The organism is Romboutsia lituseburensis (assembly GCF_024723825.1).
GTDB classification, from domain to species: Bacteria; Bacillota; Clostridia; order Peptostreptococcales; family Peptostreptococcaceae; genus Romboutsia_F; species Romboutsia_F lituseburensis_A.
Genome location: NZ_JANQBQ010000001.1, coordinates 457,299 through 481,552 on the forward strand (window position 1 = coordinate 457,299; position 24,254 = coordinate 481,552).

General features: G+C 26.1%; 29 protein-coding genes. 20 read left to right on the forward strand and 9 right to left on the reverse strand.

Going from position 1 to position 24,254, the window contains the following annotated elements:
- Position 1: 1 nt before the first annotated feature.
- A complete protein-coding gene (locus tag NWE74_RS02260; RefSeq protein ID WP_258241615.1) occupies positions 2 to 205 on the reverse strand; it encodes an ATPase in 204 nt (67 codons plus the stop codon).
- Between the two features lie 205 nt (positions 206 to 410).
- Here NWE74_RS02260 and NWE74_RS02265 point away from each other — a divergent pair, with 205 nt between their 5' ends.
- The 4 genes from NWE74_RS02265 to NWE74_RS02280 all read left to right on the forward strand — a co-directional run bounded on the left by NWE74_RS02265 (position 411) and on the right by NWE74_RS02280 (position 4,470).
- Positions 411 to 974: an NUDIX hydrolase gene (locus tag NWE74_RS02265; RefSeq protein ID WP_258241616.1), complete on the forward strand. Its 564-nt coding sequence runs from the start codon at positions 411 to 413 to the stop codon at positions 972 to 974.
- A gap of 58 nt (positions 975 to 1,032) precedes the next feature.
- On the forward strand, positions 1,033 to 1,992 hold the full coding sequence (locus NWE74_RS02270; RefSeq protein ID WP_258241617.1) for a CorA family divalent cation transporter: 960 nt from the start codon (positions 1,033 to 1,035) through the stop codon (positions 1,990 to 1,992).
- A gap of 332 nt (positions 1,993 to 2,324) precedes the next feature.
- Positions 2,325 to 3,524: an alanyl-tRNA editing protein gene (locus NWE74_RS02275; protein WP_258241618.1), complete on the forward strand. Its 1,200-nt coding sequence runs from the start codon at positions 2,325 to 2,327 to the stop codon at positions 3,522 to 3,524.
- 115 nt (positions 3,525 to 3,639) lie between these two features.
- Entirely contained in the window at positions 3,640 to 4,470 is an 831-nt protein-coding gene (locus tag NWE74_RS02280) for an alpha/beta fold hydrolase (protein WP_258241619.1), read from the forward strand.
- Between the two features lie 183 nt (positions 4,471 to 4,653).
- On the opposite strand, the gene NWE74_RS02285 is transcribed toward NWE74_RS02280, so the two are convergent.
- On the reverse strand, positions 4,654 to 5,769 hold the full coding sequence (locus tag NWE74_RS02285) for a site-specific integrase (protein ID WP_258241620.1): 1,116 nt from the start codon (positions 5,767 to 5,769) through the stop codon (positions 4,654 to 4,656).
- A gap of 243 nt (positions 5,770 to 6,012) precedes the next feature.
- On the opposite strand from NWE74_RS02285, the gene NWE74_RS02290 reads away from it, so the two are divergent.
- Positions 6,013 to 6,603, forward strand: a complete 591-nt coding sequence (locus NWE74_RS02290; protein ID WP_258241621.1) for a GNAT family N-acetyltransferase — start codon at positions 6,013 to 6,015, stop codon at positions 6,601 to 6,603.
- A 5-nt stretch (positions 6,604 to 6,608) separates the two neighbouring features.
- Positions 6,609 to 7,682 (forward strand): leucine-rich repeat domain-containing protein, encoded by a 1,074-nt coding sequence (locus tag NWE74_RS02295; RefSeq protein ID WP_258241622.1) that lies wholly within the window; start codon positions 6,609 to 6,611, stop codon positions 7,680 to 7,682.
- 21 nt (positions 7,683 to 7,703) lie between these two features.
- Here NWE74_RS02295 and NWE74_RS02300 read toward each other — a convergent pair whose 3' ends face one another.
- Entirely contained in the window at positions 7,704 to 8,564 is an 861-nt protein-coding gene (locus NWE74_RS02300) for a YitT family protein (protein ID WP_258241623.1), read from the reverse strand.
- A gap of 507 nt (positions 8,565 to 9,071) precedes the next feature.
- Here NWE74_RS02300 and NWE74_RS02305 point away from each other — a divergent pair.
- A complete protein-coding gene (locus NWE74_RS02305) occupies positions 9,072 to 9,203 on the forward strand; it encodes a hypothetical protein (protein WP_258241624.1) in 132 nt (43 codons plus the stop codon).
- Between the two features lie 133 nt (positions 9,204 to 9,336).
- Positions 9,337 to 9,975, forward strand: a complete 639-nt coding sequence (trmB, locus tag NWE74_RS02310; RefSeq protein ID WP_258241625.1) for a tRNA (guanosine(46)-N7)-methyltransferase TrmB — start codon at positions 9,337 to 9,339, stop codon at positions 9,973 to 9,975.
- Positions 9,976 to 10,029: 54 nt separating this feature from the next.
- Here the strand turns inward: trmB and NWE74_RS02315 are convergent, their stop codons facing one another.
- Positions 10,030 to 10,305: a hypothetical protein gene (locus NWE74_RS02315; RefSeq protein ID WP_258241626.1), complete on the reverse strand. Its 276-nt coding sequence runs from the start codon at positions 10,303 to 10,305 to the stop codon at positions 10,030 to 10,032.
- 247 nt (positions 10,306 to 10,552) lie between these two features.
- Here NWE74_RS02315 and NWE74_RS02320 point away from each other — a divergent pair, with 247 nt between their 5' ends.
- The 10 genes from NWE74_RS02320 (at position 10,553) to lexA (ending at position 19,028) form a co-directional block, all read left to right on the forward strand.
- Positions 10,553 to 10,756 carry a hypothetical protein gene (locus NWE74_RS02320; RefSeq protein WP_092725118.1) on the forward strand — a complete coding sequence of 68 codons (204 nt, stop codon included), beginning with the start codon at positions 10,553 to 10,555 and terminating at the stop codon, positions 10,754 to 10,756.
- A 152-nt stretch (positions 10,757 to 10,908) separates the two neighbouring features.
- A complete protein-coding gene (locus NWE74_RS02325; RefSeq protein WP_258241627.1) occupies positions 10,909 to 11,601 on the forward strand; it encodes a hypothetical protein in 693 nt (230 codons plus the stop codon).
- A 141-nt stretch (positions 11,602 to 11,742) separates the two neighbouring features.
- Positions 11,743 to 12,216 (forward strand): acetyl-CoA carboxylase biotin carboxyl carrier protein, encoded by a 474-nt coding sequence (gene accB / locus NWE74_RS02330; protein ID WP_258241628.1) that lies wholly within the window; start codon positions 11,743 to 11,745, stop codon positions 12,214 to 12,216.
- 17 nt (positions 12,217 to 12,233) lie between these two features.
- Positions 12,234 to 13,598, forward strand: a complete 1,365-nt coding sequence (gene accC, locus NWE74_RS02335; RefSeq protein WP_258241629.1) for an acetyl-CoA carboxylase biotin carboxylase subunit — start codon at positions 12,234 to 12,236, stop codon at positions 13,596 to 13,598.
- Between the two features lie 32 nt (positions 13,599 to 13,630).
- Positions 13,631 to 14,506, forward strand: coding sequence for an acetyl-CoA carboxylase, carboxyltransferase subunit beta (gene accD / locus NWE74_RS02340; RefSeq protein WP_258241630.1), 876 nt, complete (start codon positions 13,631 to 13,633; stop codon positions 14,504 to 14,506).
- Positions 14,507 to 14,593: 87 nt separating this feature from the next.
- A complete protein-coding gene (locus NWE74_RS02345) occupies positions 14,594 to 15,538 on the forward strand; it encodes an acetyl-CoA carboxylase carboxyltransferase subunit alpha (protein ID WP_258244407.1) in 945 nt (314 codons plus the stop codon).
- A gap of 121 nt (positions 15,539 to 15,659) precedes the next feature.
- Positions 15,660 to 15,920 carry a stage V sporulation protein S gene (locus tag NWE74_RS02350; protein ID WP_092725114.1) on the forward strand — a complete coding sequence of 87 codons (261 nt, stop codon included), beginning with the start codon at positions 15,660 to 15,662 and terminating at the stop codon, positions 15,918 to 15,920.
- A gap of 176 nt (positions 15,921 to 16,096) precedes the next feature.
- Positions 16,097 to 16,282 carry an H-type small acid-soluble spore protein gene (locus NWE74_RS02355; RefSeq protein ID WP_258241631.1) on the forward strand — a complete coding sequence of 62 codons (186 nt, stop codon included), beginning with the start codon at positions 16,097 to 16,099 and terminating at the stop codon, positions 16,280 to 16,282.
- 770 nt (positions 16,283 to 17,052) lie between these two features.
- Positions 17,053 to 18,237, forward strand: coding sequence for a tyrosine-type recombinase/integrase (locus tag NWE74_RS02360; RefSeq protein ID WP_258241632.1), 1,185 nt, complete (start codon positions 17,053 to 17,055; stop codon positions 18,235 to 18,237).
- Positions 18,238 to 18,395: 158 nt separating this feature from the next.
- Complete coding sequence (lexA, locus tag NWE74_RS02365) at positions 18,396 to 19,028, forward strand: transcriptional repressor LexA (protein WP_258241633.1); 633 nt, start codon at positions 18,396 to 18,398, stop codon at positions 19,026 to 19,028.
- A gap of 60 nt (positions 19,029 to 19,088) precedes the next feature.
- Here lexA and NWE74_RS02370 read toward each other — a convergent pair whose 3' ends face one another.
- On the reverse strand, positions 19,089 to 19,277 hold the full coding sequence (locus tag NWE74_RS02370; protein WP_258241634.1) for a hypothetical protein: 189 nt from the start codon (positions 19,275 to 19,277) through the stop codon (positions 19,089 to 19,091).
- Between the two features lie 21 nt (positions 19,278 to 19,298).
- The gene (deoD, locus tag NWE74_RS02375) at positions 19,299 to 20,009 is read right to left on the reverse strand and encodes a purine-nucleoside phosphorylase (protein WP_258241635.1); all 711 of its coding nucleotides are present in this window, start codon (positions 20,007 to 20,009) and stop codon (positions 19,299 to 19,301) included.
- Between the two features lie 284 nt (positions 20,010 to 20,293).
- On the opposite strand from deoD, the gene NWE74_RS02380 reads away from it, so the two are divergent.
- Positions 20,294 to 20,713 carry a DUF4829 domain-containing protein gene (locus tag NWE74_RS02380; protein ID WP_258241636.1) on the forward strand — a complete coding sequence of 140 codons (420 nt, stop codon included), beginning with the start codon at positions 20,294 to 20,296 and terminating at the stop codon, positions 20,711 to 20,713.
- Positions 20,714 to 20,771: 58 nt separating this feature from the next.
- On the opposite strand, the gene NWE74_RS02385 is transcribed toward NWE74_RS02380, so the two are convergent.
- From NWE74_RS02385 to NWE74_RS02395, 3 genes are all read right to left on the reverse strand, one after another.
- A complete protein-coding gene (locus NWE74_RS02385) occupies positions 20,772 to 21,398 on the reverse strand; it encodes an OmpA family protein (protein ID WP_258241637.1) in 627 nt (208 codons plus the stop codon).
- Entirely contained in the window at positions 21,388 to 22,791 is a 1,404-nt protein-coding gene (locus NWE74_RS02390; protein WP_258241638.1) for a MotA/TolQ/ExbB proton channel family protein, read from the reverse strand. Before NWE74_RS02390 ends, NWE74_RS02385 begins: the two co-directional genes overlap by 11 nt.
- A 402-nt stretch (positions 22,792 to 23,193) precedes the next feature.
- Positions 23,194 to 23,607, reverse strand: coding sequence for a hypothetical protein (locus tag NWE74_RS02395; RefSeq protein WP_258241639.1), 414 nt, complete (start codon positions 23,605 to 23,607; stop codon positions 23,194 to 23,196).
- 182 nt (positions 23,608 to 23,789) lie between these two features.
- Here NWE74_RS02395 and NWE74_RS02400 point away from each other — a divergent pair, with 182 nt between their 5' ends.
- Positions 23,790 to 24,221, forward strand: a complete 432-nt coding sequence (locus NWE74_RS02400) for a hypothetical protein (protein ID WP_258241640.1) — start codon at positions 23,790 to 23,792, stop codon at positions 24,219 to 24,221.
- Positions 24,222 to 24,254 lie beyond the last annotated feature (33 nt).

Below are 24,254 nucleotides of genomic sequence, written 5' to 3' on the forward strand. Positions count from 1 at the left end.
TTTAATCAAGTTTTCGAATAGAGATGACAGAATTTAAAGGAATATAAAGATTGTAATTTTTATTAGAAGCTTTTTCTATATGTTCTCTATTTAAAACTATTTCAGCAGGAGTTACTTTGATAATTGTTCCGTATAGCTTTTGTTGAGATAAATAAGTATAGATTTCTACATATTGATGTAAAAATTTTAAAGCATATTCATACATATTATCAACTCCTATATAAGATTTTAAAATCTTACTATAATATATGTTAAGTTATAAAAAAATGTGAATATAACAAGTATTAAATCATATACTTAAATAATTTATATACTATTAAAGCTACAACTAATTAATTGATTAAACAGCATAAATAAATTAATTGTGGTAAAATAAGTATAAAATTAAAAATATAAAGGGGATGACTATATTGAGTTGGATTAATAGTATAAAAGAATACAAGCCATTTAATGAACAAGAATATAAAGATAAAGAGATTATATTAAAGAGTATAGATATTTTTGATGAGATACTTACACGCAATAATGAAATAGCCCATTTGACTTCGTCTACATTTGTAGTTAATAAAACTCGTGATAAAGTGCTTATGGTACATCATAATATTTATAATACCTGGTCATGGATGGGTGGACATAATGATGGAGATAGTGATTTTTTTAATGTTGCGATGAAAGAACTTGAAGAAGAGACAGGGGTTAAAAATGCTACTATAATAGGGGATGGTATATTTTCATTAGATGTTTTAGATGTAAAAAGTCATATTAAAAATGGTAAATATGTAGCACCTCATTTGCACTTATCTATTGCATATTTAATGGAAGCTGATGAAAATGAATCTTTAAGTATTAAAGAAGATGAAAATAGTGGAGTAATGTGGATACCGATAAATAAATTAAATGAGTATGTAAAAAATGAACCTCATATGCTAAAGCTATACAATAAGTTCATAGAAAAAGCTAATATATATAAATAATACATAAATTCATGTATTATCATCTTGATTTTGACTAATAATAAATCAAGGTGATAAAATGCATATTTTAAATTTAGAAACTAGAGAAAAAAAAGATAAATTTGAAAAAAGCTTTTATAATGAAAATGATTCATACCTAATTTTAAGTTCTGTCGATGAATTAAAGCTTCTAAAGGATATTTTAAAAATAGATGAAATTACATTTAAAGATTGTCTTAAATTTGATGAAAATATAAAGCTTGATTTATTTGAAAAATATGATTTTTTAAGTGTTAACACTTTTGAAATTGTAGACAATAAAGCTGAAATAGAAGAAGTAAATATCTATCTATCAGATAACTTTATACTAGTTGTTTGTAGCGAAAATCACTTTATATATGAGTTTGTTAAAAATATGATCTTAAATAATATAAAGATGGAAGATACACCTAGCATAGTAAGTCTTTTTAAAATTAATTATTTAATAGTTAAAAATATAATAATACATGAATTTGAGAGCCTTGAAAAGGTAGAAGACATGATTCTTAAGTTAGAGGATGAAATTCTAGAAGGTGCTATAGACGATCATGTATCAAAGATAAATTATATAAGAGGAATAACTAGAACTGTTGTAAAAAATACAAGACCGCTTTTATATATAGGTGATAGAATCTTAAAAGAAAACATAAGGTATTTAAAATATTCAGATGTTAAAAAATATAATTTAGACAACTTACAAGGTATTGATTTCGGAATAGATAAATTATATAGTTTTGCATTATCTACAAGAGAGTTAGCTGATAAGTTATTAGATATCTATTCTTCTCAAGTTGCAGAAAAAACAAATGTATTAATTACAAAACTTACAGTTCTTACAGGAATAGCAGCTCCCCTTACTATTATAACAGGTATTTATGGAATGAACTTTAAGGTTATGCCAGAGCTTGAATGGACTTTTGGATATCCTTTAACCATTTTCATAATGTTAATTATAGTTATTGTTGGGATAGTAATATTTAAATTGAAAAAATTGCTTTGATTTTTTATAAAAAGCACCCTTAATAATTAATTATAGGTGCTTTTTATGTATCTAAAAAAAGTAATTCAAATTATATAAATTTTAAAAATGACTTAATTATTTTAAGTCACGCCATTGGATAAAATCGCATTTTGCTTTATAAAATAAATTAAAATACTAAATAAATTTATTTTATAAAAAATCAAAAACTAAAAATGTATACAAATAATACTATTTTATATATAAAAACTTTATAAAAGTAACCAATTAGTGTAAAATTACAATTATAAAAATAAATTTAATGTTATATTCTAACTTATCGGAAGCTAGAACATATGTTAATAGGAGGAATAATGGAAAAATTATATTATAAAGATCAGTACATAAAAGAATTTACTGCAGAAATAGAAGAAATATTAGAGATAGATAATAAGTTTCACATACTTCTTGATAAAACAGCATTCTTCCCAGGAGGGGGAGGTCAATTCTGCGATTTAGGTAAAATAGATGTACATGATGTCATAGATACTTATGAAAAGGATGGGAAAGTTTATCATATTGTAGAAAAAAAACCTATAAAGATACATAAAGTAAAATGTTTTATAGATTGGTACCGTAGAGAAGATGGTATGCACCAGCACTTTGCACAGCATGTACTTTCAGGATGTTTTTACACATTGTTTAAGAAAAATACTGTTGGTTTCCATTTAGGAAAAGAAGTAAGCACGGTAGACATAGAAACAATTCTTTCATCTGAAGAAATAAAAGAAGCTGAAGAATATGCAAATAAAATCATTGGTGAAAATATCCTTTTAGAAACTCTTACCCCTTCTAAAAAAGAGTTGAAAAAGATTTGGATAAGGAGAGACTTACCAGACACTGCAGAAGAAATTAGAATTGTAAAAATCGGTGATTTAGATAGTAATGCTTGTTGTGGTGTTCATCCAAAGTCTACTTTAGATCTTCGAATGATAAAAATAAAGAAATGGGAGAAGAGTAGAGGAGCAACTAGAATAGAATTTTTAGCAGGTCAGAGAGCGGTTGATTATTCAGCAAAAAGAGATTTATGTTTAAATGATATATGTAAGTATTTACGTTGTGGAGAAGAAGAAGCTATTAAAGGAATAAAAAATTTACATGAAAGATTAGAAATTGCCTTAGGAGAGAATAAAAAGTTAGAAGAAGCTGTATCTAATTATGAAATAAAAGAAATGTTAGCAAATAGCGAAAAGGTCCAAAATTTAAATATAGTTAAAAAAGTTTATGATAATCAAAATTCAAAATATGCACTAAAAGTAGCTAATAAAATAGTAGAGTTTGAAAATTCTATCGCACTAATAGGAATTAAAAGTGAGGATAGGGTTAATCTTATATTTGCTTGCAATGAAAATCTGTCTAAGATAAATATGAACAATGTATTGAAAGATGCTATGACTCTTGTTGATGGTAGAGGAGGAGGAAGTCCGACTCTAGCACAAGGAGGAGGAAAAAATAACGGTAATTTAGAAGTTGCTATAGATTATGCAATAAAGAAGATAGAAAAATCTATGTAATAATATGATAATTTGATTAAATAGGTAGCAGATAGTATCTTGCTGCCTATTTAATTATTCAAAATAATAATCTAAATAGAAATTAACTTATTTAATAGAAACGCTGGAGGAAAATATGTTTATAGAAACAAATGATAATTTAAAACTATATGTTAAAAAATCTGGAAAAGGCATACCTTGTATTTTTATACATGGAGGACCAGGAGCATGGAGCAAAGACTTTGAAATTTTCTGTGGAAAACAATTAGAAAAAGATTTTGAAATGATTTATTTAGATCAAAGAGGATGTGGAAGATCAGAAGGTTATGAAAATACAGATTACTCCATAAATAAAATAGTAGAGGATATTGAATTAATAAGAAAAAAGCTCGATATAAAAAAGTGGGTATTATTAGCTCATTCTTTTGGAGGAATAATAGCCACTAGCTATGTAAATAAATATCAAGAAAATGTATGTGGATTAATTTTAGCAAATTGCGCTCTCAATTTTAATCAGAGTCTAGAAAGCCAAATAAATAAAGGCTGTGAACTATTGAATATTACAAGAAAAGAAAATGAAATAAGTTTAAGAGAAGAGTGGAAACAAATAGCCTACAATTTAGTCAAAGAAGATAAGTATTACATATTACAATATAAAGATTATAATAACTACATTAAAATGAATAGTATAGATGATGAAATCATAAATATAAACATGTCTAATCAATCATTTAATAATAAAAGTTATTTTTTAGATTATTGTAAGCTTAGTGAAAAAATTAATACTCCGACATTAATAATAACAGGTAGTGAAGATTATGCAATAGGAGTAAGACATTTCGAAAATTTTAAATTTCAAGATAAAATAATTAAAACAATTAATGGAAAGCATACTCCATATCTAGAAGATACATCTGAATTTATAAAAGCAATTGAAGAGTATGCATTTTCTATTAGAAATAGATAAAATATAAGTAAAGTTTACATAATGATATTAAAATCAACTAGAAAAATATTATTTAGTGGATTTTTCATTTAAAGACTCTAAAATCGATTTTAAGCAAAATAAAACTTTTTGCAACTTATTATATTAAAATAAAAAACAAACCTTTTACAATCTAATGCAAAAGGTTTGTTTTCTTACTAATGATTAACCTAATCTAAATAATGATTCCGAAATTTTATCGCTTGCTTCTGAATCCATTTCTTTAAGTGCATGAGCATATATATTAAGTGTTGTATTAATATTAGAATGTCCAACTCTTTCTGATATAACTTTTATTGGAACTTTTGAGTTTATAAGTAACGTAACATGAGAATGTCTAAGATCATGAAATCTTATATGTTCTAAATTATGTTCTAATAAAAACCTACTAAATTTTTTACTAATTACATCTTGAGCTATAGGGTGTTCATTCTTATCAAAAAAAAGTAAATTTAATTTATTCTTAGCTTCTCTTTTTAATTTTAATTCAAGTTGTGATTTTTTATGATTTTTTAACATAATCATAATTTCACTGGGTGCAGAAATAGTTCTTTCAGATGTTTCAGTTTTGGGATTTTTTAAAATAACTTGTCCGTTATCTCTAACTGTAATCTTATCTATTGTTATAGTGTTTTCGCTAAAGTTTATATTATCCCATGTTAAACCTAATATTTCAGAAATTCTTAGCCCTAGCCCACTAGCTAAGTGAATATATAATTCTAGGTGTGTTCCTTTTGAAATCTCCAATAACTTAATTAAATCGTCTCTATTATATATATTATTTTTAAACTTTTTTATCCTAGGTACATCTATACAATCAACTACATTTTCTCTTATTATTCTTAATCTATAAGCTTTTTTTAGTGCTAAATTTAATATGTTTATATGTACTTTTATAGTTTGAGGAGTGAGTATTCCGACTAAATCATCTACGTAGTCTTGAACATGAACAGGCCTTAACTCATTCAATCTGTAATGACCTAGCATAGGAATTAGGTACTTTTTACAAATGCGTAAGTAACAATTATAAGTAGTTATAGATAAATTCACCTTATGCTTTTCTAAAAAATCAATCAAAAATTTTTCTAGATTCATTGAATCTGGGGAAGCTAATTTATCGTTATAAATGCTATCTCGAAGTTCACTTAGCTTCTTAGAAGCATCTCTTTTTTTCTCAAATGACCCCATATTTTTTTGCTTATTTTTACCGGTAGTACTATCCTTATATTCTAAATAAACTATGTAATTTTTACTTCTTTTTCTTATAAATGCAAAACTCATTTTCCCCTCCTTAAAATAACAATTATTAACTAATTATAACATAAAAACAAAATAAAAAACATTTTAAATTCTGACATATAACTGACATAATATATAAAAAATAGCATAAAACTGTTGAAATTACTTATTTTATGAAAAATGGCATAAAAGTATATATTTTATGTTTAATAAGAACAGTTATTATATTAGTTTCATAAATTGTATTAAAGATACTTATATAATTTTTTGAAAGGGATATAAAATATGCACAACTCTAACAATTTTAAAATGAAAACTTTAGAGACTTCAAGGTGCATTTTAAGACCTATTTCTTTAGAAGATGCACCTTACTTATTTGATTATTATCAAAACGATATTGTAGTAAAGTACTTACCATTTAAGCCACATAAAACAATATCAGATACGAAAAAATTCATAAAATTATTCTTCTTAAAAAATTACAAAGAAGGTAAGATAGGTCATTATGCAATAGTTTTAAAAGAAGAAAATATAGTAGTGGGTAATGTAGGATTTAACAATATATCACCATCATCTAAAGAGGGAGAGATGGGTATTTGTATAAATCCATATTATTGGGGGCATAATCTTTCAACTGAATTAGCTAAAGAAATGATTAGATATGGATTTGAAGATTTAGGGTTACAAAAAATTTTTGCAATAACTTTTGAAGATAACAAATATTCTCAAAAACCGTTAGAAATTTTAGGATTCAATTATACAAAAACATTTAATAAAAAATTATATTCTAAAAACAAATATGTTAAATGTCATAGGTATGAAATGTTAAGAAGTAGTTATATAAAAAATAAACTTAAACTAAATAAAAAGGGATGATCATCTTGTCAATAGATATAAATAATAATTGGATAGATAGCCATTTAAGATTTGTCCTAGCAAATTCGCAAAATAAAGATATTGAAGAAATCACAAAGGACTATTTAGTTACACTTAGAGAATTAGATTTATCCGATTGTTCGATAGAAAACTTAGAGGGTATTCAATACGCTACAAATTTAAATAGTTTAAATTTAAGTAAAAATGAAATAGTAGATGCTACACTTCTTTCTTACTTATCTAGACTTACGAACTTAGAGCTTTCAGAAAACAGAATAGAAGATGTATCTTTTTTAATTAACTTAAAAAAATTAAAAAGCATTGGATTAGATGGAAACAACATATCCTTTATTGATAATTTGAAAAGTCTAAAAAACTTATCACTAATAAATATTTCAAATAATAAAATAAAAGATCTTTCCTTTATAGAAACTATACACTCTAAAAATGTAAAAGTTATAGCTACAGAGCAATGTGTTATTTTACAGCCTATTCATATTAAGTACGGGGAAAATTTTTTATTCAAGAGTCCTATTTTTTGGAATAAAGAAACTATAGTTTTATTAGATAACATTCAATTGGATGGAAAATATACTTCTTTAAAGACAAATAAAAGACCTTCTTTATTATATTCAATATCTAAGATACTAGTTGAAAATATCTCCTCAGATTGCATTCTTAAAGCTGATTTTTATCATGAAGTGCCTTTTTTAAAGTCTGGAATTTTAAGTGGGATCTTATTACAACCTATAAAAGTAAATTTGCCTAGCCAAAATTTAGGAATTTACCAAAACAGTGAAGGTGTTATTTATGGGAAACTGCAGGTAAGAAGCTTAAATCAAGAAGAAAAGTATAAGTTTAAAAACAAATTAATTACACTTATAAATAGTGATGGAGATAAAGTATCTTGTTTAACTGATTTAAATGGATCATATAAATTCAACAATCTAAAAAATGGAAGATATACAATACTATTTCCTTTCTTAAACACTCATAAATATATAACTCCTTCTTTATATGTATGCAATTTAAAGGAAGGAGAAATTTTAGAAGTGAATGCAGTAACTGAGAAAAAATAAAAGCGGCTCAAAAGCCGCTTTTTAATTTTCAAGTTTTTTGAAACCTTCTCCTAAAACTTCATGAACATTACTTACAATTATAAATGCAGATGGATCTGCTGTTTTAACAAGCTTTTTCAAATAAACTTCCTGGTTCTTTGATACTACAACTAGAAGAACTTGCTTTTCTTCATTTGTATAACCACCTCTACCATCTAGTACCGTAAGTCCTCTATCTAGCTCTCTAGTTATGACGCTTTTTATATCGTCAGAATGATTTGATATTATAAAGAATGCTTTTGAATAATCGAACCCTTCCATTATAGCATCAGCTACTTTTACAACCACGTACAATGCTATAGCAGAATAAAGTGCTATTTCAATATTTTGACTAGCTATTCCTGAAGATATAACTACAAATGCATCTAAGCAAATCATAAATTTTGTAGGCTTTATACCAGGGAATTTTTTACTTAATATTAAAGCGATTAAATCTGTACCTCCTGTAGATGCATCAACCCTAAACATAATGCCAATACCAATACCTAATAATATTGCGCCAGATATAGATGACAATAATAAATCATTAGTAGCCCCTAAATCAGCTAGTGGAGAAGTAACATTTACTATTAGTGAAAATAAAACAGTTCCAACTAAAGTTTTCACTGAATTTTTACTACCTAATATTTTAAATGCAAATATAACTAATGGAATTCCTATTAATAACATTATCGCTGAAACCGATATCCCAGTGGCTTTATTTAAAACAACAGATAAACCACTAAGTCCTCCGGGAGCAATAGTATGAGGTTTTAAAAACGTATTTATACCAACTGCCATTGATATACAACCTATAATCAAACCTAAAAATTCAATTAGACCCGTAACCCTTTCTTTTTTCATTAAAATTCCTCCTAAGATGCCTAGATTATTTACATTAATATATTATATCAACAAAATATTGCACAATCAAACATTATTAGATAAATTTCACCTAAATAAACATATTGTTTATTAATATATAATTTGGGTATATTAATAATAACAAAAACTAATTTTTACCATATTATGGACAAAAATGTTACTGAAAAGATCATTTTATGTTAAAAAAATTTACTTTTTGGAAAAAAATTATATAAATGGTAAAAATCGATTGATTATATACCTAATAAAAGTATATAATATATATGAATTTAAGAAAATTTGAAAGGAAATGATGATATGAAGGTTACTTTACCAGAAACAGCGGTTAAAACGTTAACAGACATCTTAAAAGATAACCAAGATAGACCTAATAATATAAGAGTTTATTTTGCAGGTGTTGGCTGAGGCGGTCCATCATTTGGAATTGCTCTGGATGAGCAAAAGGCTGACGATTTAGAATATGATGTAGAAGGACTACACTTTATAATGAGTAGTGATGATTTTAATAAATATGGAAACATAGTTATAGAAGACACTGGCTACGGATTTAGAGTAGCTCCTGAAAACATGCAAGATGAAGGTGGATGTGGCGGAGGATGCTCTGGCTGTGGTCACTAAAATAAAAAAGAGTATTAGCTTGAAAGCTAATACTCTTTATTTTTTTTTAGTATTAATGTATTATAAAAGGATAGTGCATTATTATAAAATAAATAAAGCATTAATATAGAATATAATTAATAAGGAGCTAGACATGAGAAGAAGAAAAGTAAAAGGTGCAGATCAAAAACTTTTAAGTTACACAGATTATGTACTTAGAGATGACATAAATGAGTTAAAAGGTAAATGGAATGAAAAGTTTAAAAATAATAATCCTATATATGTAGAGTTTGGTACAGGTCGTGGAAAATTTATAACAACTTTAGCTAAGCAAAACCCAGATGTAAATTATATTGCTTTTGAAATAAAAGAAGAAGTATTAATAAAGGCTGTTGAAAAAGCAGATGAATTAAAGTTAGATAATATATTATTTGCTTGGGCAGATGTTAGCAATGTACTTGATTACTTTGAAGAGGGAGAATTATCAAGAATTTATGTTAATTTCTGTGATCCTTGGCCTAAGAAAAGATGGGCTAAAAGAAGATTAACTCATTCTAACTTCTTAAATAAATATAAGTTATTATTAAATAAAGATGGTGAGGTTCACTTTAAAACAGATAATGAAAAATTGTTTGAATTTAGTTTAAATGAAATATCTGGTAATGATTGGACTCTTAAGAACATATCTTTAAACTTGGCTGAAAGTGATTTTGAAAATATTACAACAGAATATGAAGATAAATTTATGTCATATGGTATGAAAATTTTTAGATGTGAAGCTAGAAAAAGATAAACATTTATAAGCAAAAAGAAAGATTAAATATTTAATCTTTCTTTTTTTATGTATTTAAAATATACCATTTTTTTGACTTATAGCATATAATCCAAATATAACTATTAATGAATATATACCGTATAAAGCAATTTTAATAGTTTCCATTGTAATTCCGAAGAATTCTAAATTGGTACTGTCAGGAAGAACAGCTAATACAGCAGCTATTCCTATAAGTAAAGGATTTATAACTATTTGTTTATCAGTTCTTAATACCATAATCTTTCCAATCCATACAACAGAAAGTATTAAAAATAATATCTTTACAATAAATTCTATATTTTCTAACATAGTCAAACTCCCCTTAACTCAGTGGATTTATTAGTAGTATTTCCATAATAAGCATGTTTAATCAATTAGTACTAATCATACCTTTATATTTTATGTATATTTCTACTAAAAACATACATAAAATAGATTATAATACTTTTTTATATAAAAATAAATATAAAATTGATAATAATCTAGTTAAATGTATATTAAGAATTATTAATGATTAAAATATAAAATAGGATATTTGAAAGGAGGAAAATTAAAAATGTGCCTATATAGCTATAATAATAAGTTTCAAACAAATACTATTTTAAACGATGAGGAATATGAACTGCTTAGCAAAATATATAAATGTATAGAAGAAAATGACAATGAAAATGCTCAAAAACTAACACAACAGCTAATATCAATTCAAACATCTAAAGAAAATATAGAAACACTTCAAGATGCAATGAATTCATTAAAATAGCCATAAAAGAGGGTTTCAATTTTAAATATGAAACCTTTTTTTATGGCTATTTATTTAATGTATAAAAGTATTTTTAATTTTCTTCTAGGTTTGTAAATATTTGAGAGTAGACTTGCATATTAATTTTATATATGCATTTAGGGAGTGATAATATGAACTTACGGTTTACAAATTGGTATACACAAGCTTTAGGAGGTACATTAGGTATTGCTGCTTGTTTATATTCATATTTAAATGGAGACATGATTATATATAGCAATATAAATACATACTTTGATACATTAGGATTTGGATCATTACTTTCTAGTTATTTACTACTTCCACTTTGTATAATTACATTATTACTAGCGGTAATTAGGTCCTATGCATCAAATAAAGAAGTTTTTAATGTTCCATTAGAAAATATTAATATAGTAATTATAATATCTACAGTTATAATTGGTTTTATGGGTGCCAAAATATATTTCTGTATTCCTGCTATTTTTATTTTATTTAATTTATTAACATATTCTAAAATGAGCAAATATTATAATAAAGAAGAGTGTAATATAAAGGAAAAGAAAATTAAAACTTTTAATTATGACTCAAAAAAACATAAAACTAATAAATTAATAATTAAAAAACAAGATACTGTAGTGTTTGATGCAGTTCAATTAGATAAAAATACACTAATTGATGAAAAAATAGTTTCTAATAATCAAAATGATTCTAATCCATTAAAAACTAAAATAGAAATGGCTAAGGAACTTTTAGAAAAAAATGCACAAAAGCAGTTTATAATGGAACTTACAGGTTTAACATCTGAAGAGCTATATGATGTAGAAGAAGAATTAAAAAAGAGTTAATTTAACTTAAGTAAAGCGCTGATTTATTATCAGTGCTTTTTTATGATTAAAAGTTAATAAATATCAAAATATATTTACAAAGGTAATTTTTGTGATATAATATTAGTACCAGGTAATAATACGAGGGGGTAATTTGAAAGTATGAAAATTAATGAAATTAAAGAATTATTAAATGTTATAGATAAAACTAATTTAGAATTTGTGAAAATAGAGAGCAGTGACTTAAAACTAGAAGTGTCTAAATCTAGTAATAGAATTGTTAATAATGATTTAAGAGATAGTAAGCATGATTTAAGCGAAAATGCAAACTGTGAAGAAGTTGTTAGTGACATATGCGAAGAAGCTATTGAAGAAACAATCGAAGATAATATAAATATACATGTTGTATCTGCACCATTAATGGGAACATTTTACTCATCTCCAAATCCTGATGAAGGAAACTTTGTTAAAGTAGGAGATATCATTAAAGCAGGTGATACATTATGTATTTTAGAAGCAATGAAGCTTATGAATGAAATAAATAGTAATGTTAGTGGTGAAGTCATTGAAATATTAGTAGAAAATGAAGAACTAGTAGAATATGGTCAGCCTATGTTTAAAATTAAAGCACTATAGGTAGGAGGTATTAGAAAATGATAAAAAAGATACTAGTGGCTAATAGAGGCGATATAGCAGTTAGAATAATAAGAACTTGCAAAGAGCTAAACATTAAAACGGTAGCCATATACTCTGATGTAGATAAAGAATGTTTACATAGATACTTAGCAGATGAATCTATATGCGTAGGACCTAATAATATAAGTAAAAGCTATAATAACATTGATAATATAATTTATTTAGCTCTTAAACTAGAATGTGATGCTATACATCCAGGTTTTGGATTCTTATCTGAGAATATTGAGTTTGCACAAAAGTGTGAAGAAAACAATATCATTTTAATTGGACCTAAAAAAGAACAAATGGCTATAATGGGTGATAAATCACAAGCTCGTGAAACAATGATGAAATTAAATATTCCAGTTGTTCCTGGTTCAGAAGGTATTTTAGAAAGCAAAGAACAAGCTTTAATTCTTGCTAATAAAATTGGATACCCTGTAATTATAAAAGCATCAAATGGTGGTGGGGGAAAAGGTATGAGAATAGTTACTTGTGACAAAGAACTTTTCTCTAACTTTGACATGGCAAGTTCAGAGGCTTTATCTGCATTTGGTAGTAGTGCTTTATATATGGAAAAATTTATAGAAAATCCTAGACATATAGAAGTTCAAGTATTCGGTGATAACTTCTCAAATGCTATTCACCTTGGTGGTAGGGATTGCTCTATGCAAAGAAGAAACCAAAAAGTTTTAGAGGAGTCTTTGACTGACTACTTAAACTCACAAGAAAAAATCAAATTATACAAGACTGCAGTTGACATAGTCAAAGGTATTGGATATTTAGGTGCAGGTACAATAGAGTTTATAGTAGATAAAGATAAGAATTTTTATTTTATTGAAATGAACACTAGAATTCAGGTTGAGCATCCTGTTACAGAAATGATTACAGGTGTAGACCTTATAAAACTTCAAATTTTAATTGCAAGCAATAAAAAAATACCTTTTACTCAAGATGAGATTAAATTCAATGGTCATGCAATAGAGTGTAGGATAAATGCAGAAAACCCATACAATGATTTTAAACCATGTCCAGGTAAAATAACATCTATAAATATACCAGGCGGATTTGGTGTTAGATTCGATACGTTTATATATTCTGGATACACAATTCCACCTATATATGATTCAATGATAGGGAAGCTTATTTGTTGGGCAGAGGATAGACAACAGTGTATAAATAAAATGAATAGAGCTTTAGAGGAAATCATTATAGACGGTATAGATACTAATATAGAATTTCAAAAAATGCTTATAAATAGTGATATATTTATGAAAGATTGTCATTATACAAAATTTATAGAAAATGATTTTATTGCTGAAATTGCTATAGCTACAGAGTAATCAAAAATGTAGCATTAAAGGAGTAGATAGTTATGATAAAAAAATTTTTATCTTCCAACGAATCGTCTATAAAAAAAATTACTAAAGATAACAAATACGTAACAGTAACTTTAAATAACAAATTTAAAGAAAACAGTGTAGATGATAGATTTTGGATTTATTGCAAGGGTTGTAAAGATCATGTATTTAAAAAAGATATAGAAGAGAATTTAAATGTATGTCCTAAGTGTAATACACATTATAAATTAAAAGCAAGGGATAGAGTAGATTTATTAATAGATAAAGATAGCTTTAAAGAGTTTGAATTTGATTTATCAATACAAGACCCTTTAAAATTCCCTGATTATATAGAGAAGATAAATTCATATAAAGAAAAAACTAATGAAGAAGAAGGCATAATCTGTGGATTAGGAACAATAAATAATATAAGAACTGTTTTGTGCGTAATGAACCCAGACTTTATGATGGGAAGCATGGGAAGTATAGTAGGAGATAAAATAACATATTCAATTGAATATGCTGCTGATAATAACTTACCTATAATAATTTGTACTGCTTCAGGTGGGGCTAGGATGCAAGAGGGAATGATTTCTTTAATGCAAATGGCCAAAACATCTCAAGCCTTAAGTAAGTTAGAGGATAAGAATTTACCATATATAACTATACTTACAGATCCAACTACAGGTGGTGTTACAGCAAGTTTTGCTATGCTTGGAGACATTATTTTATCAGAACCTAATACTTTAATAGGTTTTGCAGGTCCAAGGGTAATTGAACAGACTATTAATCAAAAATTACCAAAAGGCTTTCAAACAGCAGAGTTCTTATTAGAGCACGGATTTATAGATATTATTGTAAATAGAAAAAACATGAAAGAAATGATATTTAATATATTATCTCTTCATTAAGATACCCATAATTAAATAAATTAAATCAACGAATAAATGATAAAGATTTATTCGTTGATTTTGTATATAGGAGGAAGTTAATTGCTTATGCTTATTAACGATATAAAAAATCAAATACAAAATCTTGAAGATGATATAAAGAAGCTAAAATTAATCTCAACATCAAATGATATCGACTTAAGTGATAAAATCAATCATTTAGAACAAAAACTTAAAGAGCTTCAAAATAAAGCATGCACAAAAACGCCATATGAAAAGGTGTGCATAAGTAGAGATATAAAAAGACCAACAACAAATGATTATATACAAAGAATTTGTTCTACTTTCATAGAACTTCATGGAGATAGACTCTATAAAGACGATCCTTCGATAATAGGGGGTATCGGAAAAATTGATAATTTTAACGTTACAATCATAGGACACCAAAAAGGAAATGATGTACATGAAAATATAAAAAGAAATTTTGGGATGCCTCATCCAGAAGGTTATAGAAAAGCACTTAGACTTATGAAACAAGCAGAGAAGTTTAAAAGACCTATAATAACTTTTATAGATACACCTGGTGCTTTTTGTGGTTTAGAAGCAGAACAGCGTGGTCAAGGTGAAGCAATTGCTAAAAATTTACTAGAAATGAGCAAACTTTCTGTACCTATTCTCTGCTTTGTTATAGGAGAAGGGGGAAGTGGAGGAGCACTTGGAATTGGAGTAGGCAATGAAATTTGTATGCTAGAACACTCAGTTTATTCTGTAATTTCTCCAGAAGGGCTATCTAGTATACTTTTTAAAGATCCATCAAAATCTAAAGAAGCTAGTGAAGTCATGAAATTAACAAGTCATGATTTAAAAAACCTTAAAATTATTGATAAAATAATAAAAGAACCTTTTAATGGAGCACAAGAAGATGTTGATTTGATCTCTAAAAAAATTAAAAACTTTATTGTAGACAGACTTAGTTACTATGAAACTCTTAGTGAAGCTGAAATAATTTCTCAAAGATACAACAAATTCAGAGAAATTGGAAGATGTTTGTAAAAAAAATAAAGGTTTTTTTTGGTATATATAGAAATATAATTTAAATATATATATTGAGTTGGTACTTTTTTTAAAGAATTAGTCTATATATGATATGGTTCAAACAAGGGAGGTTGTTGAAATGGAAGTTTTAAAAGTTTCATCAAAATCTAATCCAAATTCTGTAGCAGGAGCTTTAGCTGGAGTACTAAGAGAAAAGGGAAGTGCTGAAATACAAGCTATTGGCGCAGGAGCTCTTAATCAAGCTATTAAATCTGTAGCTATAGCTAGGGGATTTGTAGCACCTAGCGGAATGGATTTAGTTTGTATTCCTGCGTTTACAGATATTTACATTGATGGAGATCAAAAAACAGCAATAAAATTAATAGTAGAACCTAGATAAAACATAAATTATAAAATCATAATAAAAAAAGCTATTTGTAAGAAATTTTCTTATAAATAGCTTTTTATTTTTACAAATTTTGTTTTAATTTTAAGTAGAATAATTTTTAAAATAAAAGGTTAATTTAATATAGATTTTAAATATTATATATATTAAATAAGGAGGATCATTATATTATGCAATTAAGAAGAGCTGCAGAAATAGTAAATTCTAAAGAAAATGATAATACAGTAGTTTATTACCAAAATAAGCCAGTAACTATAGTTACAGTTGATAATAATATAGGAACTGCATATGTAAAATCAGTTGATGAAAATAATAGATTTGAAGTGAATTTAGAAGATTTAAGCGAAAATCATTAATTAAAGATTAAATTTTAAGTATAAGGCAAATAAAATTTTAAATATAATATTATTATAAGTTGATTTATTTTTATTAACTTAATAACTTAAACAGATACTTTAAATTAACTTAGCAAGATAATTATAATGTTAAAATCATAAATCTGCATGCAGATTACAAAAAATAATACAAAACAAATTTGCATGCAGATTATATAAATATCAAGAGTAGTTATAAAAACATACAATATATTGAAATTTTGATAATAAATAACTAGTCTTTAAATGTATATTTAGGGAATAGTTATTTAAATAAAAATAACTATTATTTAATTTCTAAATTTTTACTTATAATTACTCATTTCTAAAATTAATAAATCTGCATGCAGATTTACTCCTCTTTTTGTTAATTCTTATTTTAAAATAAAATTTTAAATATCAACACTATAAAAAATTTTTGTTTTGATATTTAATTTAATATGATTAACTATGTTATCTGTAATTAATATTAACATATTCTAAATATCCGTTCTTAGTTTACTTATTTTCCTAATACTCATTATTATGATTAATTTACTTAGATTCAATTTTTATCATTTTATACATTGGTTTAATATATAAATATTTAAATATTATCTTAGACTCTATTTACACTAATCTTTATTAAGCTTCTTTATATAGATTTTTACACTAAAATCTATATATCTTCTTATTTTTAAGGAATAGTTGAAAACAAAAAAATCTTATGTTATTTTATATTTATAAAAGATAAAATTTGGAGGTAACCTTTTGTGAGTAATTCTAAAGCTTTAAAAATACATAATAAGTCAGACAAACCAGACAATATTGTAATTCGAGATAATAACGTAATAGAAAGATGTATATCAATCGAAAATAGCCTTCCTAAATTTATGAAGGATTATTTTATTTATTTAAAAGGATCAGTTGCCGTGTCTACTCGTTTAGCATATTTAGTAGATATTCAATTTTTTTGTTCTTATTTAGTTGAGATGCAAGAACTAACAAGTGCAAAAGATATCAAGGATATTAGTTTAAATGAGTTTAATAAAATAAAAGCTAGAGACGTTAATTTATTTTTAGGGGATTATTGTACAAGATACTATAAACAAACTAGTAAGAATACGTTGATTTTTGAAAATAACAATAGAGCTTTAGCTAGAAAAAAATCATCTATCTCTACTCTATTTAAATTCATGTATAGGAACGAACAACTAGATAATAATATTACTGATGGTTTTAATCCAATAAAGCTTCCTAAGCCTCAACCAGACGCTATAAAGCGACTTGAAATAGATGAAGTTGCTAAGATGTTAGATTCCGTTGAAAATGGTGATGGCCTTACAGAAAAAGAAAAAGTTTATTGGAAAAAGACTAAACTTAGAGATAAGGCCATTTTAGCGCTATTTGTTACATATGGTCTTAGATTAAATGAGCTTCGAGAATTGAATATCTCTTCTTTTAATTTTTCTAGAGGTGAATTTAAAATTTATCGAAAAAGAGGTAAAGAAGTTTTAATGCCTATAAACCATACTTGTGAGTTAGTTGTTAAGGACTATATTTATAATGAAAGACCTCAAAGTGAACTATTAAATGATGAGTATAAGGATGCTCTATTTTTATCATTACAAAATAAAAGATTAACAGCAAAAGCCATTAGACAGTTGGTAAAAAAATATACATCTATCTCAATGGATACATCTAGAGATAATGGATATAGTCCTCATAAATTAAGAGCAACTGCGGCAACCTCTCTGATTCAAAATGGTTTTTCAATTTATGACGTTCAAAACTTATTAGATCACGATAATGTAACCACTACTCAATTATACGCTGCTCATAAAAAGCATGTTAAACGTGATATTGTAAATAACTTTGAGTGGATTGATGATGAAAGTGATTTAGATAGTGTCGATTTACTAGATGAAGATATAATTAATTTATCAAAAGATAAATAGTATGTATTGTAAAAATAGGAATAGAATGAACAGAATTTGTAAATTTTAATTGATAATAAAAATAAATTTCCTGATTTTAGGAACGAATGTTTGTAGAAATAGAATCATTGTGCTACAATATAAATATAAAATGACAGAAATAAGAAAGGAGAGGTTTTATGTATTTCGACTTAAGTAGTAAGCAAATATTGATCCTGGAGTTTATAAAAGAACAAATCGCGTTAAAAGGATATCCGCCATCAGTAAGAGAGACTTGCTTAGCTGTAGGCTTAAAGTCTACATCTACAGTACATTCTCATTTAAATAAATTAGAAAAACTTGGATACATAAGAAGAGATCCAACTAAACCTAGAGCTATAGAGGTTTTAGATCAAAATAAGTATCAACCAGATTATGGACATATACCTGAAATTTTACAACTTCCATTAGTTGGTCAAATAACAGCAGGTGCTCCTATTTTAGCTAAACAAAATATCGAAGAATACATTTCTCTACCAGCGAACTTAGTAAAAGGAACAAATAACTTTGTTTTAAAAGTTAAAGGTGATAGTATGGTAAATGCAGGTATATTAAATGGTGACTATGTTATAGTAGATAAAAAGCATTCAGCTTCTAACTCTGAAATAGTAGCTGCACTTATACATAAAGAATACGCTACTGTTAAAAGATTTGAAAAAGATGGAGATGTTATAACTTTAAAACCAGAAAATGATTTTATGGAACCGATAGTTCTTACATCAAAAGATGTTGAAATTATAGGAATTGTAACAGGCGTATTTAGAGTATTATAATAAAAAAGAGTAATTAGCAAATTTAATATGTTTTGCTAATTACTCTTTTTTATTTGTAAGCTATAAAATCAAACCTAAAACTAAAGCAGATACACCTGCAAATATAAAAGTAGTTCCATTTTTCTTTAATTTATCTAACTCTTCTTTTTTAGTTTTATTTAGATTTTTAGCGTTTTTAAAAGCATATATAGAGTATGTATTTAAGATAAGACCTAGTACAATAAATAATACACCTAATATTTTTAACATACGTATCTCCCCTATTTTTTACTATGCTAACTCTAATGCGATTTCCATCATTTTAGTAAATGCTACTTGTCTATCATGAGCAGAACATTCTTCTCCAGTAAAAGGACAATCTGATATTGTAAGTATAGCAAGAGCATTTACGCCAGCTCTAGCTGCATTCATATAAAGTCCAGCTGCTTCCATTTCTACACAAAGAACACCCATTTTTTTCCATTTAGCTAAATTATCTAAGCCTGCATCAGAGTAAAACACATCATTTGAAAGTATATTACCTACAGTTACATGAGTTCCCTGCTCTTTTGCTTTTTTAATAGCTTTTTGCATTAATTCATAACTAGCAATAGGAGCATAAGTTCCTGGTAAATCGTATTGAGCAGCATATCTTGAATCTGTGCAAGCTCCCATTCCTATAACAACATCATGTGGTTTTAAGTTTTCATTTATAGCACCTGCTGATCCTATTCTAACTAAATTCTTAACTCCATAAAAATGTATTAATTCATAAGAATAAATTCCGATAGAAGGTATTCCCATTCCACTTCCTTGAACAGATATTTTTTTACCTTTATAATAACCTGTATATCCAAACATACCTCTTACAGTATTATATTGGACTACATCCTCTAGATAAGTTTCAGCTATGAATTTAGCTCTTAGGGGATCTCCTGGAAGTAATACCGTTTCTGCGATATCTCCTAATTTTGCATTATTATGTGGTGTTGGTGTACTCATTATAATTCCTCCTCAACTTTTATGTATAAGACATATGTAAATTAAAATCTTAATAAATTTTTAACCCTTTAATTCATTTTTTATGTCTATAGTAGTATACTATAAATAAGGAGATATTTTCTAGACATAAAATTCAAATCTACTATCGTTTATTAGTATATTTAACCATTCTATTAAAATTAATTCAAAGTAATGTATTATAATCTATATAATATTTTGGGGGTGTTTTTATTAGGAACAATGCACGAAATAATCAGTTAATAGCATTTTTAATACTTGTACCTATGCTAATATTTACATTCTGTGTGACAGTAAAATCTGAGGGATTTGGACCTATTGAAGATGCTGAACAAGTAGTTCGTGAGTATTTTTTATTTAAAAATGATAAAAATGTAGATAAACTATCTAATCTACTTGTTACAAATGATAGTTTATCCTCTATAGAAAAACAATTAAAGTATTTAGATAAAACTTCATTAATATATATAAAAGAAGAAACCAACGAAAGCATCTTAAATGCTTATCTTAAGAACAATGAATTAATTAATCCACAAAATTTAAAAGTTTATAAAGTTAATTATGAAATTTCATATAATGATCGTTCACCTATCCATTACAAAAATGGGATGTATGAATCTTGGTTTTTTGTAGTTCGTAAAAATAATCATTCAAGATGGCTAATTGATATTAATGATGTTCAATAATTATACGATAAATTAAAAGAGTAACCCTTATTGAATTATTAAGAGCTACTCTTTTTTATTACTTATCCAAACTTATTTCATACTTTATTTCAACTCTTCGTGAAGAATCTCTATCTATACTTCCATCTTTATTCTTAATTAATTCAGCTTCAGATCTTCCAATTGCTTCAATATCTTTTAAAACCCTTTCTTTATATTTATAGTCTCCTATTTCATCTCCAACAATAAACTGAGCTACACTAAATGCTCTTTTTTGAGAAAGGTCCAAATTATATAAATAGCTTCCTACATCGTCTGTATGACCTTTGACTACTATTTTAGATATATTTTCACCGTAATCTTTATAAATAGCTTCTACGTACTTAGGAATGAATATTTTAAGCATTTCTTTAGCTTCTGGTTTTAACTCAGAGCTATCTACATCAAACATAGTTTTCTCACCGAAAGTCACTAAGCCTGTAGTTTCATCTACGGTAACAGGTAAGCCACTTTCTTTTAGAGTTTCTTTAACAGAAGTATCTACTTCTTTAGCAAGATCTTTTTCTACAGAACCGGTAATAGACTCAACGCTAAATAACATGAGCATTACAACCATTAATACAGTTGAAATCATATCTGTAAAAGTAGGCCAAAAACTACTTTTCTCAAATTCTCGGTTAATAGTTCGTCTGTACTTATTTATCATGTTTATCATCTCCAAGTAAATAATTTGATGACTTGTTTTCTAGTCTATTATTTTGTTTGGATTCTACTCTCTTTCTTAAATAAGGATTTGTTCTTTTTCTACTTCTAACTAATTCATTTGGTTGATATGAATTTTTTTTGATAGAATCAATGCCGTAATCATCTATATCGTAAATTTCATCTTCAGATCTTTTATGGTTATCATCTTGCATAGATGCCATTGTAACAGCTTCTTTATAAATATCTATATAATCAAATATCATATTTAGCTTTTGCTCTATATCTTGAGTAGAGATTGCTATAACAGAAGCTAAGTGTTTTACAGTCTCATCTAAGTTTATTTGTTCATTATTTAAATTTGATTGAGTATCTGTTATTTGTTTTTCATGATTAACTAACTTTTGTAATAAATCTTGAGCAGTCCTTTCATACAATGCAAATGTAGATGATAGATTTCTTATGTATTCTTTTATTTTAAATTGATTTTCAGTAGACTCAAATATATTTTTAGATGTCTGTTTTATATCTATTAAAATTTCTTTATTTATGTCTTCTTGATTATCATACTTATCAAATAGCTTATTAAATTTTATGTTCATTATATTCATTTGCTTATCTAATTTTCGAACACTTTGATCAAAAGTTTTTATAGAGTCTTGCGAACCTAATAGTAAGTTTTTAAGAGCTTCTATTCCATCCATAAACTCATCATTGAATTCATGTAAATCCTTAGCTATTTGATCAAATTTTTCGATAGATTCAATAGACTTGCTAATTTGTTTTATTGTATTTTTTACATCTTCAATTTTAGAATCTATTGTTTGCGACTTTTCATGAGTTATTTCAGATGTAAGTAAATTTTCACATTTTAACATTAATTGAACTAATGCTTGCTCACAGTCATTATAGTTTAATAAAATATTTATAATTATAGAGCATATAATACCACAAATACTAGTAATAAAAGCTGTTTGCATAGAACTAATAGTTGCTGGCAATGAATTTATTATATCATTAGTATTTATAGTAAGTAACATTAAAGACAATCCTACAAATGTTCCTAGCACACCTAACAATATACAAGTTGATGATGAATTTTTAATAGATTTAATTTTTTCTAATATAGGTCTATTTTTAAATCTAAAACCTGTGCAGATTTCTTCAATAAATGTAGTTATGTTTATTTCAGCATAAGAATTTTCAATTAAGTATAAATTGTATTTAGTTCTTATATTGTTATATATAAGACTCCTCTTATAATCATCATCTAGCTTCCTCAAATCGTCATTAATATAATTGTATAATTTTTTATTTGCGATTATATTTAATATTGAATATGTAATTGTAATAATTAAAAATACTATTGTTATTATGTTTATAAAAAAGCTTTCCAAATTACTCTCCTCCCCTAACCTTATAAAGGTTATTTATTTTCTATAGTTAATTTATATGTACGTGCACTAACTATAATACAAAAAATAAAAAAGTAGCCTGAAATTTCAAGCTACTTTAAAACTATTATACCAGCCTACACTTAAAATGGAATTATTGGTTTTATCTATATATTTCTAGATAACTTTTGTCTCAGAAGTTATTGTAGAGGGTATTTAATAGTGTTAATAAATATTATGATTTTAGTATTAAAAAGGTTACTAAAAAAATAACTATATAATAAAATTGTAATTCTACGGCTTAATTATACAAAATTCGTGAATGTACGTATATTTTCATGGTAGTTAAAAATATAAACCTCGATATTTTTGGCATTTAATCGAATTATATATTTCTATACAAAGTTAAAAGTTCGATAATCCGTTCCATTCAATGCTCTTATGGTTCTGTTTTTCTTCATCAAAAACATAAATATATCTAGAATTAAATGTTCTTCCAAATAATTCCCATTGAATTGGATTTACTTTATCTATAAATGATTTAAGATCATCTACATCTTCTCTAGACACTAAAAGACCGCAACACTCTCTTAAACTGTTATATCCTTTTATATTTTTTTTACATGACTTTCCTATAATTATATTACCAAAAATATTGCTAAAGTTTTTTTCATTATCAAACATTCCTGTATATAATTTTACATATTCTAAATCATCTATTATTTCACAACTACTATTATATTTTTCCTTTTCTATATAGATCTGTTTAGGATTCCAGTATTTTTCAAAATTTTTTAAAAGAATTTCATTATAATACATAATTTACCACCTCTTTATGTATTATTGTACACATATAGATTTATATTCATAGTATTGTTTACATTTAACAATATTTATTTATTAAATGTAAAAATTTGCTTATTTTGATAACATCTTGTCGTCTAAATCATAGTATATATGGAGGGTAACTTCAAATAAAAATATTTCAGGAGTGATTTTTAATGAGAAGAAATTGTAAATCTAGTTGTAATAATAAATGTGGATGTCAGAAAGAAAAAAAAGTCAACTGTAGCTGTGTAAAACCATCTATAAACTATGAAAAATGTGAAAATCTTGCTGAAAAATCAAGAGAGCTTTACGATCAAGCTCTTTGTTGCAATAAAAAAATAGAAAAATTTACTATATTAGCAGCTCAAGCAGAATGTAGAGCTAAGCAATTAGAGGAAGAAGCTAAAGCAGCTTGGTGTGAATTTAACCAATTAAAACAACAAGCTAATAATGCAGCTGTTAAAGCAGAAGAACTAATGAACCAATCTTGTCATCTTTTACAAAAAGCTCAAGATTGCTATAGCCAAATAAATAATAATTGTAATGATAGCAATTCTAATAATAATGGGGGTAGTTGTAATTGTAACTGTAACTGCGGCCGTTAAAATAAAAATCAAAGCTCTTATTTAATATAAGAG

Bases quoted from the DNA above. Each gene is read 5' to 3' on its own strand.
- NWE74_RS02260 (WP_258241615.1), bottom strand. From the start codon at position 205: ATGTATGAATATGCTTTAAAATTTTTACATCAATATGTAGAAATCTAT.
- NWE74_RS02270 (WP_258241617.1), top strand. From the start codon at position 1,033: ATGCATATTTTAAATTTAGAAACTAGAGAAAAAAAAGATAAATTTGAA.
- NWE74_RS02275 (WP_258241618.1), top strand. From the start codon at position 2,325: ATGGAAAAATTATATTATAAAGATCAGTACATAAAAGAATTTACTGCA.
- NWE74_RS02280 (WP_258241619.1), top strand. From the start codon at position 3,640: ATGTTTATAGAAACAAATGATAATTTAAAACTATATGTTAAAAAATCT.
- NWE74_RS02285 (WP_258241620.1), bottom strand. From the start codon at position 5,769: ATGAGTTTTGCATTTATAAGAAAAAGAAGTAAAAATTACATAGTTTAT.
- NWE74_RS02290 (WP_258241621.1), top strand. From the start codon at position 6,013: ATGCACAACTCTAACAATTTTAAAATGAAAACTTTAGAGACTTCAAGG.
- NWE74_RS02300 (WP_258241623.1), bottom strand. From the start codon at position 8,564: ATGAAAAAAGAAAGGGTTACGGGTCTAATTGAATTTTTAGGTTTGATT.
- NWE74_RS02305 (WP_258241624.1), top strand. From the start codon at position 9,072: ATGAGTAGTGATGATTTTAATAAATATGGAAACATAGTTATAGAAGAC.
- trmB (WP_258241625.1), top strand. From the start codon at position 9,337: ATGAGAAGAAGAAAAGTAAAAGGTGCAGATCAAAAACTTTTAAGTTAC.
- NWE74_RS02315 (WP_258241626.1), bottom strand. From the start codon at position 10,305: ATGTTAGAAAATATAGAATTTATTGTAAAGATATTATTTTTAATACTT.
- NWE74_RS02320 (WP_092725118.1), top strand. From the start codon at position 10,553: ATGTGCCTATATAGCTATAATAATAAGTTTCAAACAAATACTATTTTA.
- NWE74_RS02325 (WP_258241627.1), top strand. From the start codon at position 10,909: ATGAACTTACGGTTTACAAATTGGTATACACAAGCTTTAGGAGGTACA.
- accB (WP_258241628.1), top strand. From the start codon at position 11,743: ATGAAAATTAATGAAATTAAAGAATTATTAAATGTTATAGATAAAACT.
- accC (WP_258241629.1), top strand. From the start codon at position 12,234: ATGATAAAAAAGATACTAGTGGCTAATAGAGGCGATATAGCAGTTAGA.
- accD (WP_258241630.1), top strand. From the start codon at position 13,631: ATGATAAAAAAATTTTTATCTTCCAACGAATCGTCTATAAAAAAAATT.
- NWE74_RS02345 (WP_258244407.1), top strand. From the start codon at position 14,594: ATGCTTATTAACGATATAAAAAATCAAATACAAAATCTTGAAGATGAT.
- NWE74_RS02350 (WP_092725114.1), top strand. From the start codon at position 15,660: ATGGAAGTTTTAAAAGTTTCATCAAAATCTAATCCAAATTCTGTAGCA.
- NWE74_RS02355 (WP_258241631.1), top strand. From the start codon at position 16,097: ATGCAATTAAGAAGAGCTGCAGAAATAGTAAATTCTAAAGAAAATGAT.
- lexA (WP_258241633.1), top strand. From the start codon at position 18,396: ATGTATTTCGACTTAAGTAGTAAGCAAATATTGATCCTGGAGTTTATA.
- NWE74_RS02370 (WP_258241634.1), bottom strand. From the start codon at position 19,277: ATGTTAAAAATATTAGGTGTATTATTTATTGTACTAGGTCTTATCTTA.
- deoD (WP_258241635.1), bottom strand. From the start codon at position 20,009: ATGAGTACACCAACACCACATAATAATGCAAAATTAGGAGATATCGCA.
- NWE74_RS02380 (WP_258241636.1), top strand. From the start codon at position 20,294: ATGCTAATATTTACATTCTGTGTGACAGTAAAATCTGAGGGATTTGGA.
- NWE74_RS02385 (WP_258241637.1), bottom strand. From the start codon at position 21,398: ATGATAAATAAGTACAGACGAACTATTAACCGAGAATTTGAGAAAAGT.
- NWE74_RS02395 (WP_258241639.1), bottom strand. From the start codon at position 23,607: ATGTATTATAATGAAATTCTTTTAAAAAATTTTGAAAAATACTGGAAT.
- NWE74_RS02400 (WP_258241640.1), top strand. From the start codon at position 23,790: ATGAGAAGAAATTGTAAATCTAGTTGTAATAATAAATGTGGATGTCAG.